We start from the raw sequence: 14,967 nt of genomic DNA on the forward strand, positions 1-14,967 counted from the left end.
AATATACCTAGACAGATATAATTCAGGAAATGATTGTTATCAGCAGACGTTAAGCAAATACGAAAGCGATATGACCTAACTCAAATAGACCTCTCAGAAAAGGAAGGGGTATGACTACATTCTGTTTAAAATCTAGAACAGGACAAGCAAACTTTATGAATAGGTATGGTTATCAGGTATTAATTCTATTTGGCGCTGAACTTGCTCCTACTCCAATGTACAGAAGTAAATTAGAGTTATGAGATAGTCTTAGAATAATCAATCAACTTCTGCAAAGTTCATTATGATATGATATAGCCTAAAGTCTTTTGGGTTATTTGTTTTACAATCTTTTATCGTATGAAAACTACTAAATGTATTAGCACTGTTGAAAATAGAGTTTCTTACAATTTTAGTTCCAGATAGGCTACCAATAAAACTATCATTATAAATAGATTCTATATTATCGATTAATAAGTTTACAATAGAACTAGTATCACTTTTGTCAATAACAAAACCTAGCATCCCTCCAAAGTTCAAATAAGGAGCATATTTCTGATTCATAAAGCGATACACACCTCCATCATCCTTATTCTTTACATAAATATATTCTTCTATTGACTTGGATAATGTTATACTATTAGATTTTCCAATATTTTTAGCCTCAAAAGAAAAATATTTATTTCGCCATTGACTATGTTCAAATTTTAAATCATAAAAACCTTCGATATTACCTTCTGTACTTGGTTCAAGGTTTATAATAAATTCATGAATATCAAATTCTTTGCATCTTCTTTTTAACCAATTTCTAATATGTTTCTTTATGGCATATTCAATCTCTGCTCTCTTCTTACTTTTTTCTAAATTAATAAGGCTTCGTATTTCTGTATGATCAACCTCTTGATAATATTTTAGCAAGAAATAAAGAACATATCTTATCCATTCTTCATCTGATAAAGATCTTAATTCAGTTCGACTATCAGGCATGATCTCCAATACAGGTAACTTTATATAACCTTTTCTCATGGCTGCATTAACTTAAGTATATCTTTACCATCTTCAAATGCTTTCGTCTCCGTCCAGTTCTGAAATTGTTTATCTTTAATGAGATAGACACAATCTTTCCCAATAATTCTCTCATTTAGAAAAGTTATGTTCTCATCATACTCGCTAACGATCTTATCCAAGATATATTTAAAGGTTTTCTCAGAACTAGGCATTGTTTCATCACTATTATTTAAAAAGATTGCGACAATAACAATATCAACACCTAAATATCCATTTTCGTATATGTCAATTATTAATTGATTATGAAAATAGATGCTTAATGTAGAAAGCATAGTATGTTTGTAACCTTCAAAATGAATTTTTCCCACATTCTGTTGCATTGATGAAAAATCTCTAATCCTTTGTCGTTCAAGATAGCTTAAATCATACAGGTCGTAGATCAAGTCATTTAATTTATTTTTGTCATATACCTGTTTTTTTATTAGTGCATTTTGAACGATCTCTGTTATTTCAGAAGTCAGACTTTTGTCAGATAGACAAGGAATAGGTATATTCTTTAATGCTGAAGTATCTAGGTTTGAATAATTATTATCGACCCGTTTTCTGAATTTAAGAGATACATAAAAGTTGACTACATCTGAATTTAAAATTGCTGTTAATAGATAATACTTACTTTCATCTTGCAGTTTAATACCATAAATTAAATTAGAAAAAATAAGATCATAATTAACATAAGCAGCTTCAATCTTTCTCCCAAATCTATTTAAAAGAATTTTCTCCCCTTGATATATAGAAGGATCTTTTCGTGGCCGTTGGAAATTTTCATCATTAACATCGTCTATATTCATATATCCATTAAATGTTCCTTTAATCGAAAAATCGGAGATCATATTCTCCGGCTTGTATAAATATGGAACATTATACTTAGCGGATATAGATTCTTTTAAGTATCGATCAGATGCGAATCTGTTCTGCAATTCACTTTTGTCATCCTTGGACAAATTGCTTATTTCACTCGGTTTTAGCTTGAAATATTCATATACTTGCTTATTTGTAGCCCTCTCAGCTCCTTTAAAACTAGATGTTTTTATAATAAAATCTTCTAATATAGCATTTTTAGAGAGGTTGTTGATTAGCTGTAAATCATAATTATTTCCAATTAAATAATCTCGTAAAACAATCTCCTTCCCAAGTATCTTCTTTTGTGGTATATCAATGCGTTTATCTTCCTGTATAATAACGAGATCAAATAAAGAAGAGAATAGTACTTTATACACAGGATAATATTTTACTATATTATTGATATTTAATTTGTTATTAAATATAGTTACAAGAACATTTTCTTTGGCTTTCCGAAAAAGTATGTCCCTCACTCTTGAAAGTTCGTAAATACTCTTTACATTATATTCGCTAAAGAAAAATTCTTGAAAATTTTGAGATTTTTCATTATAAAAATTAGAACTATTTTGGATAAAACCAAATTGAGTTTTTTCATAAGCCCAATCTTTTAGTTTAAGCATAAAGGCTTGGGAAATCTGATTGTATCCAACTATATCTTTTGCATATTGTACTTTTTCTCCAATCTTTAAAGAATAATCATTTATGAATTTAATTTCTTCATTATTCGATTTTATCTGAAAAAATGGTGGATTCCCCACAATATAGTCAAAGAATTTTCCTTGATGTGGTATTTTATTGGGATTAAGTTCAAGAGCATTCCTATTAACAATATTATCCGAAAAGTCAGTAAAAATAGGAGATTGCGAATGACTCAGGATCTTTTCTTGAATAAATGTTTTAATATCTTCTGCTGGAATATCTTTCAGAATCTCTAGGTATAAAGAGAATACAGTAAGCCTCCAAGCTGTATTACTTTTTTCAATACCATATATATAGCTTTTTATTAAATTGTTTTTATGTTGGATAATTTTATGAACGTCTTTAGAATTTATCGGATTTAACTCTTGCAACTTTCGGAATGCTAATACTAAGAACATCCCTGATCCACACGATGGATCTAATATAGTTCCTTGGGTTGTAATAACATCATCAATTATCAGATGAGCAAGCTTATCTGGGGTATAATAAATCCCTTCATCAAGCTGAGTTTTCTCTAAAAAGACTTCATATATATGGCTTATAAACTCGATTGGGATTACATCAAATTGAAAATCAAATAATGATAACTGTCCTGTACCCCAATCATATTGCCCTATTGCTTTACAAATTAATTCCATTACGGATTTTGTCATGTACCTTGCATCAATATGAGGACTTTCAAAAAGGACATTACTAAATAGCTGATTAATTAAATCGAATAATTTATTTACTGCATTAATGTTATTATTTTCTAATAGAGTTTTGTAACTAACTTCATTAGATGAAAGTACTATATCAGAAAAATGATAATTGTAGAAAAATAAATTAATAATATGATTATCTTCTAAAAACTTAATGAAGAGTGTTCTATCAATTAATGCTTGAACAATTTCATCAGGATTTTCTATTTGTTGTTTACTTAACTCGGTATTTAATAGATCTTTAAGCTGTTTTAGTTGCTCTACAAGCTCTTCATCAATAGATTTCTTCCCTTTTATTTTATTTAGAAGATTTGAATAGTGAAGCCAAAAAGCCCCTGTCTGAAAATTATGCTTCTTTATTTTATCTAGCTCCTCTTCCTCTTCTTTACTTCCATTAAAACTTGCTATCTTAATGTTTACTTCATTGGGTGCTGTTTTAGCATAAAAAAGTGTTGTTACTAGATTTGATTCAGGCTTTTCAGCTAAGAAATATAAGTCATACTTGTTTTCGTTCCAGATATAGCGACGTAGTTCAAATAACTCTTTGTCAGATAGCGGAATAGTTATTACATAAAATGAACTCTTAGTATATTGAGGGCTATCATAGACAAAGACATTTCCTTCTAACTTTTGGGATAAAGATAAATTACTAGAAATAATAATCTTGTTTGGTTTTATTTCAGCAGTATCCGTTCCAAAAGAGAAATCTATTTTTTCAAAAAAATCCTTCATTGTCAAATTTATAGTGTAGAATATACTATGTTACAAATATAACACTTTATTTAAGGTATAATCTAGCTGTAACTATAGATAATTTTATTTAAAACATGTAACATATTGTGATTTTTGACATGCTATATCATTATCTCCTCATCCCCCTATTCCTTTTCTTTTCCTCTTCTTGCTTTTTCTGCATAATTGTTTGATTAAATGATTGTTTTATTGTGTTTAAATCTTCAATATGTAATAAATTACTGAATTTACCCATTCGTTCTTGCATTTTGATTTGTTCTATAATAGTGCCATTCTTCATCGTATTGTAATATTTAAAGCTCTCGTCAAATGGTTGATCATAATTGAATAGCTTGTCAAAACCTTGTTCTGTTTGTTGAAAGAGATTAGTTCTATCAAAACCACCCTTGATAGCCCCCTTCTTAGTATCTCGATGATTAGTCAGTGGAGAGAGTTTGATCTTATTGGTTTGATCTTTTCTGCTGACAATAATATGGCAATGCATATTACCTTTCTTGCTTTCGGATCTATCCCTGTCAAAATGAATCTTTCCATAGAATTTAATATCCTCTGCCGATAATCCTTTGTTGAAGTTTTTGGCATATTCAGGGATAAATACCTCCCGAACATATCTTCTCATGGCTTCGGCTTGCTCTTGCTCTGTTGTTCCCATTGCTTGCCGTTCTTTTCCCGATGGACTAATGTGGATAGCATAGAACTTCGCATCTGTTTTCAGTAACTGAGCTTTGTTGTTGTCGATGTCTTTTATTACTTGTGATTTATAGAGATTCTCTTCTGTAAGATTAAAGAAGCCTTCTGTATAAATACCTTTCTCTATTCGCTCTAAATCCTCATGCTCCAGATATGCTGTAAGTTGTCTGCTACTCCCTGCATTATTGTATGTTCCTTTGGATGGAGGTGGAAAATCTATATTCATTTAGTCTATTCTTGTATGTGTTGGATGCTATTGTTCATTTAACAGATTGATAATTTCTGTTTTTAGATTCTCTTTTCGTTTACCATCCATTAGCCCAGCTGTGGCTAGTTCTGAATACAAACTGATTAATTGAAGTGATTTTTTATGATCTTTTTGTTGATTCTTATAGATTGCTGATAGCTGTTTCCCTTGATTGTTGATTGCATCTGCATGCCCTGTAAATTTCTCACTTAACATCTTTAGCAGATTGCTCTGCCCTTCCTGATTCGCTTTAAGATGAGAAAGGATAATGTCTTCCATCGACTTGACAATACTATCAAATCTTGTGGTGATTGAATTACTTGTGCGTATCATCGGATTGAGCTGTTCTTCTTCATAATGGCGAATAAAACGGATCAGATCATCTTGCCGTTTGTTGATCTTCCGAAGTTCAGCTTTTGTCGATTCAGGTGCTTCGCTCGGATCGATGTTTGCTTTATCTAAATACTGAAAAGCGAGTTTTGTAATTTCTCCTTTTTTCAGCGAATAGCGTTTGCAGAGTTTCTCTATAATTCGATCTGTTTCTTTATCTATGGCTATGGTGGTAAATATGGTTTTTCTATTCTGCTTTTCCATTGTTATAACTATTTTATAGTTATTCATATATCTAACTTGCTTAATTAGAATTGTCTATCAATTCCAGTTATAGCAAGTGTTATAACAGTGCTTTTTTATAAAGCACTAAAGCCGAAGGCTTTGTCCCGAAGGGCAAGAGGAGAACAGGACGATAGTCCAGTTCCCTCTTGCTCAATTTAGCTAAACAATCCGAAGCGGTTGAGCGCGGGTGTTTCTGCTAAATGCGGAGCCTTTAGGGAGGGTGATGAACCAAACACAGCCCTCACCCTTCTGCTTCATTCTGCTTAGATGAGTAAATGCAGAATCATTTCAAGGTTTTATCATCTTCTATGCCCTTATTGAACATTACAATCTCTTTTTTTGAGGCATAGGATTGAATAAAATCTTTAACATCAGCCATACGGTAGAATGTCTTTCGTCTGACCAGAAAATAGCGAAGTTGACCACTGTCCCGATATCTTTGAAGTGTCCGATATGAAACTTTGAGAAGAAAAGCGAGATCTTGATTATCCAGTAGTTTATCTTCATTGTTAAATGCTTCTCCTGTAGCCATCATTGCTTTTAGATCACTGCCTATAATTGTAAGCTTTTTAGATAGCTTTTCCATCCATGATAGAAAGTCTTCATTGTCTAAATACATAATTCTTTGTTTTTGAAATTAATATTCTGATTAATTCCAATCGATTGGTAAGGCAAAGGACTGACAATTGGAGACAGAAAAATAGAGGGATAGTTAACTACCCCTCTAATGATTGTTTGAAATATGCTTATATACAATATGTTATAAATGCATTATTTTTCATCTTGTTTCTTTATCCTTACGCATGATCATATTACGAAGGAAATCGAGAGCTTTCGTTCGGTTGAATGGTTTTCGTTTATATATTTCACAGGTCTTATCTGAGATGTCGCCAAAAGAAACATTGAAGATCAGTTCGAATTTATTGCCAATCTGACTTTTACTTGCTGGCTTACCTTCATTGTTCAAGACTTCCTGACTTAGATAGAGGCTTTCGACAATCTCTGCTAATGCGACAATCCCCAAGTCTTTTGACTTAGGGGTTATATGTAGATCGGATTTAAAGGTCTGCTCTTTTATGAATCGTTCAGGATGGGTAAACCTTGTTTCTAACAGAATCAACTCTGAGTTTATAACAGAAATAGCTTTTTGTAAATACAGCTTTCTTAGGACATTTTTTCCCCTGCTCGTATGTAATTTGTGACTGTAATGATTGAAACTCTACACGAGTAAAATTTAATCTCTGATAAATCGTTTGATAATCAGGATTAGATTGATTTAAGGTTAATACATGTTCTAAGAAGGTTTCATAGGCATGTTGCATTTCAAAGTTAGATACTTTTTTCGAGGGAGCAGATAAGTGCTCAAATAACCTCGACATCATCAATTGTTTCATAATATACAGAATGTATTAATTAATAAATAAGAAGTACTTTTTATAGTATTCTTGATTCTAATTATCTACGAATGAAACATGTTTTTTAAAACTCAATTTGAGAAACCTTTATTCCTTGAACGCTTCCTTATCCTAGTCTTTTGAATAATTTCTCTTTTAGGATCATTACTATATCTTTTTTCTGGTTTCTCAACATCGAGACTCTTCTGCATAGCATGGCTCAATAGTTCAAGCAATAAGTAATACATATATTTTTATTTTATTCTTTAATAAATACTATAAAAGTCTGGTTTGAGGCAGATGCCAATTCTTAAATAGTTAGAATATTTATCATACTCTAAGAGCTTTTCTGAATATCCGTTATAAAATTGAACGAATGTATATTGGTATGATTTTTCAGTTATTCTATAAGCTATTCCTAAAGCAAGATTCCCATTTCCGATGCCTTTTCGTGGTGTTATATCCAAAGATAACCACCAGCGTTTTGACGAGTTAATTACATTAACTGAAAATATCCCATATCCTTTATAATCAATCAAATTTTTATTGTTCTCACCGTCAACATATGGTATCCATGCTTCTGCACGGAGACTTATCCAAGAATTAAGGAAATATTTCCCTGTAAGGCTTAAGAAGTTCCAACTACGGGACTCATCTCCAGTTCTACCATTTGATTCATGTTGAAGTTGGAGAAAAGCAGCCCCCGTTAGTTTATCCCCATGAATAATGTATTTTCCTAAACCTATTCCCGGATTGTAATTATTGTCTTTAAACGGGCTCGATTCTTCATATATCTGCCAAAATGATTTTTGAGTATATGTTAAATAAGCAAATGTATTAAAAGGTAAAACTGTTTTAGTAAGACGCTGTCTGATACTGACTTGAAAAAGAGCATCTGCAGAACTATTTATTATTCTTCGGTTCAAGGGTACGCCTGTTATAAAGAAATTATCTCTGTATGCAGCAAATGCTGGGCTACGATCCTCGATCTCAATTGATTCATCAACTGTTAGTTCAATATGATTGGGAGAAAGTAGCTCCTTCACAGAACTAGGAGCTTCATTTCTCATCAAACTATCTAGTGTAACTTGTGCATCTAAAGAATAGATTGTTATGCAATAAAGAGAGAATAAGACTAATATTTTATATGCTTGCATCTTATTCTTCTAAAAATATTTCTTTCTTATTTTTATCTGAGTTAAATTTAGTTAGAGACCTATCAATCAAATAATATACTAACGGTACAACTACTAATGTCAAGAACATAGAGCTTATTAACCCTCCAATAATAACCCAGGCAAGTCCATTTTTCCATTCAGCTGCAGCTCCTGAGGCTAATGCAACAGGGAGCATTCCTACAGCCATTGCTAATGTCGTCATAATTATAGGTCTAAATCGTTGTTTTGTGGACTCCAATAAAGCTTCTTTTAAAGGGATTCCTTTAGCTTTCAGATGATTAGTAAAGTCCACTAACAAAATAGCATTTTTAGCCACAAGTCCGATAAGTACAATTATCCCAAGAATGGTGAAAATATTAAGTGTTTCCACTGTGAATGCCAAAGCCCAAAGTGCACCTATCATGGCTAAAGGCAAAGAACCGAGAACCACTAATGGGTAAACAAAACTATTATAAAGCAAAACCAGAATAAAATATACAAGGAAGATAGATACAATTAAAGCAATACCTAATGAACTAAAACTATCACCCTGTGTTTCAAGTTCTCCACCAGGTATTATATCGATCTGATCAGATAAGTCCAAACTCTCCACAGCCTTATTTATATCAGTTCCAATATCTCCAATAGGTCTGCCTCCAGTTTGTGAAGTAATGCGTATACATGGGGTTCTATTTCTTCTCTCTAGAAGAGTTGGACCTTCTGTCTCTTCAATCTTAGCAAACTGCTTTAATAAAACAAGTTGACCGAAATCGTTTAGCAATGAGAGATTCTCTACATTCCGGATATCTTCTCTATCAACCCTATCAAGTCGGATATTAATATCATATTCTTTGTCGTTTCTTAATAATTTAGAATCTGTGTTACCACTGAAAGCAAGGTTTAAAGTTCTCCCCAAATTGTCGAATGATATGCCTAAGTCTGCCATTTTATCACGATCCGGAATGATACTGATTTGAAGATTCCCTTCTTTAGAAGATATTTGTGGATGAATAAGACCTTCTATACTTTTCATTCTATTCAATAATAAGTTTGCAGCAGTTTGGACTGAATCTATACTTTGTCCTGTAATATAATATTCAATTGGAGATGCATCTATATTTCCCATTATGTCGGTCATTCCCAAGCTGACTATAACATCAGGAAGTGTACCTTGCAGTTCTAATTTTAGTTTTCTTGCTAAATCAATAGATGATATTTTGCGATCTTTATGAGGAATTAGCTTTATCCGTAACTCAGACAACCTAGGTTGTGTCTGTCCATTTTCTTCAGCACCTACCGTTGTAAAAACATTTTCTACAACATTACTGCTTCTTACAATGCTTTCAGCTTTAAGGGTTATCTGATTAGTTTGCTCAATCGTTACCCCACGAGGTAATTCCAATTTAATAGCAAATTGTCCTTGATCTCCTTGAGGTGCAAAATCACTACCAATAAACCCTAGAACTAAAAGAGACAGGGAACCAAAAAATAATATAACAACGCTTCCCAAAACAATTATTTTATGAGAAAATGACCATGCGAGTATCTTACTAAACCAAGTAGCTATATATGTTATCACTTCTTCAAATGATGATTGGAACTTTCCGAAAAAAGAATTCTTTCCGATACTTTCATGTTTACCAAAACGGGAATAAAGCAACGGAACAACTGTAAAAGATACCGCTAAACTTCCCAGAACCGAAAATGCAATGGTCAATGCAAATTGGCGGAATACATCTGAAATGATACCTTCTGTGAAAGAGATCGGTACAAATACAACCATAATTACAAGTGTTATCGACATAACCGTAAATCCGATTTCTTTAACACCATCATAAGCAGCTTGCACTATTGTTTTCCCCTTCTCTAAATGTTTATGGATATTCTCTATCACAACAATTGCATCATCGACTAAAATTCCAATAACCAGTGTTAATCCAAGCAAAGACATAATGTTCAGACTAAATCCTAATAAGAACATTGGAATAAAGGTTATAATGAGAGAAAGAGGTATCGCAATAGCTGCAAATATTGAATTTCTAAAGCTCTGTAAGAATAGGAATACCGTTATTGCCACCAGAATAATAGCTAAAAATAAATCGAACATTACCGAATCGGCACTTTGTATAGTAAATTCGGCATTATCAACTGCGACTACGAAAGAAATATTTTCATTTCTGTATTTAGCTTTTAGTAATTCCAGTTGGGAGGTTATCGCTTTTGATATTTCGACTGTATTGGCATCAGCTGAACGTTGTATTGTAATACCAATGGACGGAATTCCATTGGTTCTATTTATGGTAGTTACTTCTTTATATGTATCTGCAACTTCTGCTATATCTTTTATCTTAACAACTGTTCCGTCTTCAAGCCGCTTAACCACAATATTCTCAATGTCTGAAATTTTCTCAAATTTACCTTCTAATCGAATCTGTAGATGTTTTTCATCATTGCTAAGTTTCCCTGTGGGAAAGTCCATGTTAGAAGTAATCAAAGTTCTTGCAATTTGGTCTACGGACAATTGATATGATTTTATTTTGTCTTCGTTAATATTGACTTGTACTTCTTTTTCCAACCCTCCAATAAGAGAAACTCTTCCCACGCCAGGAATCCTTTCTATTTGTGGTCTAATTTCTCTATCCACAATTTCAAACAGCTCTATTTCTTCAATAGAGGATGTTACACCAATAGTCATAATGGGGATATCGGTTATTTTGAAATCGGTTATCGAAGGATCTTTGACTCCTTCGGGTAGATCGGAACGTATCGCATTTATATTTCTTTGCGCATCTTGAATTATCTTACTGAGTTTTGCTCCAGGCTTTAACTTAATGGTTACTAAAGAGAAACTCTCCATAGAAGTAGACATGATATTGTCTATTCCTTCTAAAGAAGAAACAGCCTCCTCGATTTTCTTGGTAACAGAATTCTCTACATCCTGCACTCCGGCACCAGGGTATGTTGTACTGACTGATATTGTTTCTGTGGAAATCGCTGGCATTAATTCTTGATTAATATTCATTAAAGAATAAATGCCATATAGGACTAAGGCAACACAGCATATAATAACAGCAGTGGGTCTTGTTATTGATATTTTAGCAATCTTCATAATTATTTATATGGTAATTAAAAAAGATTGTAGGATACTCCAAAAGTAAAATAGCCAGATGTTTTACGATTTAATTCGAAAATGTAATCTTTAGATAATTTACCTTTTTCGATTAGCTGGTCTTGAAACATATTAGACATTCCCCCTTTAAATGAAAATATCAGATTTTTCACTGCATACTCATAAGTAATTCCCGTTTTTAGCTCCATTTGTCTAAAATCGTACATAGAGTTAGAGCCAAAGCCTGTGTTTGAAACATAAAAATTATCTCCTCCGAGTTCACTTCCTATTGATATTCGACCATTTTTAAGCAGACTTCTTTTAAAGAGTAGCCTTTGCGGTAATATCAAGTCCATAGTCCATGCACTATTTCGGAATTGGTGTTCAACGGCAAAAATAGGAGCTGCTGGTATAGGGGCTGCTGGATCAATAAATACAATAGCACCTAAACTTATCCTAGTACGATCAGTCTTTTTTAATACAAATGTGCCTCCAACAATACCCTTTAAACGTCCGCTACCTTTATCGCTTGCATCGTAACCCAAACTCCCATTTACTATAAATGGCTTATTAAATAATTTTGAAAAATAAGTATAACTTAAAGTTCCTGAAAAATAATGGAAGTCATCTTTATAGTCATGCAACGGTATATCAGGATTTATTCTATTCTCCAGCTTTTTAAATTGGAGCGAATTATATTTATATCTCAATGTTCCGGTAACAGTCCATTTAGGCTTCTTTATAATTGGTATATTTGTTGTTAATCGCAATTTTGTGTAATTAGCCACTTCTCCACTTTGATAATCTTGGCCGAAAAGTTTAGAATCAAAATTGGCAGGAAGGTACTGATCTATCTGAAGATCAAATGTTCTTGTCACGGAAAATTTATCATTGATACTTTTCTGTATTTGAGCCTTATTGTTATCACTTTCTTGTGCATTTAATGCAGAACATAGAAAAGATAAAATAAGAATAGCTGAAAAAAATTTCGTTCCTATCATAAAAAATAAGTTTAAAGTATTATTATCAATTGAATATCTATTTGGGAGATCCCCTTAGTCTTGTTTACTTAATATGGAAACAGGTACACCATCAGTTAGATTTATTTGCCCACTATTAACGACAACATCATCAATAGATATTCCTGATTTAATCTCGATTTCTCTATCATTATAAAAGCCAGATTGCACACTTCTTTTATATGCTTTTTCATTCTTAACAATAAAGACATAGGGCCTTTTCAGTCCACCAACAATGGCTTTTCGACTTATAATAATTTGTTGGGTTTCCTTTTCTAAGGGCTGAATATTTACATTAGCATACATTCCCGGTTTTAAGGATTCATCGATACCTTCTAGTTTAATATCAATAGTGTAGAAATGTAAGTTATTTGCTTTAGGTGCAATGATATCCACAATACCAGAAAAGGATTCATTCTCTAAAGATGGTACCTGAATTTTAACTTTCCGGTTCTTACTAATTTTGAGGACATCTTCTTCAGTTGCATTTACTTGTAATTTCAATTCCGATCCTGAGATGATATGAGCAACTTCTCCTCCAGTTGTTACTAATTGTCCTTCTTCTACAAAAGTCTTAGATATAATACCTGAGCTAGGTGAGACTATAGTTGTATTTTCAATTTGATCTTTTAAGTTTGTAATATGTTCCTCCATCTCACGCAAAGACATCTGGCTACTTTCCAATTCTTGTTGGGATACCGCTCCTTGTGTTTGTAAAGATTGATAGCGCTGTATATCCTTTAAAATTTTAGCATAATCAGCTTGAGCGATAGTCAAACTCTTTTTCAAAACAGTATTTTCAATTTGTATAATTGCATCACCCTTTTGAACTCTGTCACCTGTCTTTTTGTATTTATGTATGCATATGCCTTCTGCTTTTGAAAGGATAAAGACCTCCTTATCCGGAATAATAGTTCCGTTGAGCATAATATCATTATTTAGCCTTGAAAACCGGGGTCTTTCGATGATAACAGGTATAGTCGTATTAACAATCATTGATTGTTCTAATTTATCCTCCATCATTTTTTTATTAGTAGATAATTTCCAAACTACCAACCCTATAAAGAGAATCGATACTGGGATTATAATTCTCATTTTCATCTTATTACAGCTTTAATATTATTTCTTAATCTTCCTTGCGATTTTAACAAATCAATGTGTGATTTTTTATAGTTGATCAGTTCTTTGATGTACGATATCTTTGAGTTGAATAATGTCGATTCTGTATTAAATACGTCCGTGATGTCAATTAAACCTTCTTGATATAGTAGATTAGTTTTGTTATAATTATCTTCTGCTAGTAGGAGATTGTTTTTTTGCTCATTAATGGATTCATAAGATGTTTGCAGTTGATTAATAGCATTGTGTTGGTTAGCATCTAATTCCAGTTGTTTCTCCCTGATTTGAAAATCGACATTTTGCTGCTGGAAACGTAGTTGTTTAATTTTATTCCGTTTTGCAAAGCCATCAAAAATTGTGAAACGAAGCCTCAATCCAACAACCACAGAGCTGGCCCAAGGGTCTTTTGTTATTCGAAATTTATCTGATTGAAACTGATATCCACCAGCGATCAATCCTGACAATACCGGCAAATATTTCCGTTTTTCTTGCTCAATCTGTATTCCTATAATGCTTTTCTGCTTTTCTAGTATATCGAGTCCGATATAGTTATAGCCTGTTACTGAAGGAAAAATATCAGCTATTTCAATCAATTCTGAAGAAGTATAATTAATTTCAAATAAATCTTCTATAGGCATTCCGATCAGAGTCTTTAGATAATTTTTCTGCTGAAAGATCACATTAATCAATCCCTTTTTTCTAAGTTTTAGATTATTAATATTCACCTGAATCCGATTCAAATCTATTGGTCTGGAAGCCCCTTCACTGACTTTTTGACGGATTATTTGAAATAGCTCTTCTTGCTTTAGTGATATTGTATCTACGACTCGTAATTCTTCTTCGGAACTCATTACTTCATAGAATACATGGCTTACATTATAAATAACTTCTTCTTCGGTAAGAGATTTTCGAAGTCGCTGCAGTTCTACGTTGCTTCTCGCTATCTTTATTCCCTGAAATAAACTGGGATCATAAATAACTTGCTCTAGTCTAGCTGAAAGATCCAAAACATTTTTAGTACCTGCCTGTACTGAAATCTTTTCCCCGGGCTGTCCGATAATTTCCCCTGGAAGTATCGTAGATGGTATCTCGATGTATCTATCATACTGGCTATTTATTGAAACCTGAGGTAACAGTTGTGATTGCTGCTCTTTTCTTTTATATTCAGATTCACCAATTTCAGAATTGTGTTGCTGAATTACATTATTTCCTTTTAAAGCATAATCAATGCATTTTTCTAATGTATATCCTCTAAGAGATTCTTGAGCGTTGATCCTTGTGACGAATAATAACAAGAAAAATAAAGGATAAATTTTCTTAAGCTGATATTTCATTTTATACACCTTTTTTTTAGTTTGGTGTAAAACTATTCAGCAAGGCCTAACGAATAAAATAAAATCAATGAATGCAGAATAAATCAGTATAAACACAATTAAATCACTAAATAGCAATTAATAATCGCTTTATAGGGTAAATTAAACCGTTTGTGCTGTCAATTACCATTTTGGTAGAATACATTGAATAATAGAGCTAATATTTAATACTTTTGATTTAGATTATCCATTTAGTATAGAGTT

General features: G+C 32.4%; 11 protein-coding genes. All 11 read right to left on the bottom strand.

Going from position 1 to position 14,967, the window contains the following annotated elements:
• Window positions 1-258 precede the first annotated feature (258 nt).
• A complete protein-coding gene (locus QOX35_RS01295; protein ID WP_283685466.1) occupies window positions 259-1,005 on the bottom strand; it encodes a hypothetical protein in 747 nt (248 codons plus the stop codon).
• Window positions 1,002-4,019 carry a DNA methyltransferase gene (locus tag QOX35_RS01300; protein ID WP_283685467.1) on the bottom strand — a complete coding sequence of 1,006 codons (3,018 nt, stop codon included), beginning with the start codon at window positions 4,017-4,019 and terminating at the stop codon, window positions 1,002-1,004. Before QOX35_RS01300 ends, QOX35_RS01295 begins: the two co-directional genes overlap by 4 nt.
• 130 nt (window positions 4,020-4,149) lie before the next feature.
• Entirely contained in the window at window positions 4,150-4,956 is an 807-nt protein-coding gene (locus QOX35_RS01305) for a DUF5712 family protein (RefSeq protein WP_283685468.1), read from the bottom strand.
• Window positions 4,957-4,983: 27 nt separating this feature from the next.
• On the bottom strand, window positions 4,984-5,571 hold the full coding sequence (locus tag QOX35_RS01310) for a BfmA/BtgA family mobilization protein (RefSeq protein WP_283685469.1): 588 nt from the start codon (window positions 5,569-5,571) through the stop codon (window positions 4,984-4,986).
• Window positions 5,572-5,875: 304 nt separating this feature from the next.
• The gene (locus QOX35_RS01315; protein ID WP_283685470.1) at window positions 5,876-6,211 is read right to left on the bottom strand and encodes a helix-turn-helix domain-containing protein; all 336 of its coding nucleotides are present in this window, start codon (window positions 6,209-6,211) and stop codon (window positions 5,876-5,878) included.
• A gap of 159 nt (window positions 6,212-6,370) precedes the next feature.
• Window positions 6,371-6,712: an RteC domain-containing protein gene (locus tag QOX35_RS01320; protein ID WP_283685471.1), complete on the bottom strand. Its 342-nt coding sequence runs from the start codon at window positions 6,710-6,712 to the stop codon at window positions 6,371-6,373.
• A gap of 540 nt (window positions 6,713-7,252) precedes the next feature.
• On the bottom strand, window positions 7,253-8,143 hold the full coding sequence (locus QOX35_RS01325; protein ID WP_283685472.1) for a phospholipase A: 891 nt from the start codon (window positions 8,141-8,143) through the stop codon (window positions 7,253-7,255).
• 1 nt (window position 8,144) lies between these two features.
• Window positions 8,145-11,252 (bottom strand): efflux RND transporter permease subunit, encoded by a 3,108-nt coding sequence (locus tag QOX35_RS01330; RefSeq protein ID WP_283685473.1) that lies wholly within the window; start codon window positions 11,250-11,252, stop codon window positions 8,145-8,147.
• 17 nt (window positions 11,253-11,269) lie between these two features.
• Window positions 11,270-12,253: a hypothetical protein gene (locus tag QOX35_RS01335; RefSeq protein ID WP_283685474.1), complete on the bottom strand. Its 984-nt coding sequence runs from the start codon at window positions 12,251-12,253 to the stop codon at window positions 11,270-11,272.
• 54 nt (window positions 12,254-12,307) lie between these two features.
• Window positions 12,308-13,372: an efflux RND transporter periplasmic adaptor subunit gene (locus QOX35_RS01340; protein ID WP_283685475.1), complete on the bottom strand. Its 1,065-nt coding sequence runs from the start codon at window positions 13,370-13,372 to the stop codon at window positions 12,308-12,310.
• Window positions 13,369-14,724 carry a TolC family protein gene (locus tag QOX35_RS01345; RefSeq protein WP_283685476.1) on the bottom strand — a complete coding sequence of 452 codons (1,356 nt, stop codon included), beginning with the start codon at window positions 14,722-14,724 and terminating at the stop codon, window positions 13,369-13,371. Before QOX35_RS01345 ends, QOX35_RS01340 begins: the two co-directional genes overlap by 4 nt.
• Between the last annotated feature and the right edge of the window lie 243 nt (window positions 14,725-14,967).

The sequence above is a fragment of the Dysgonomonas sp. Marseille-Q5470 genome (assembly GCF_951230145.1).
Taxonomy (GTDB): Bacteria; Bacteroidota; Bacteroidia; order Bacteroidales; family Dysgonomonadaceae; genus Dysgonomonas.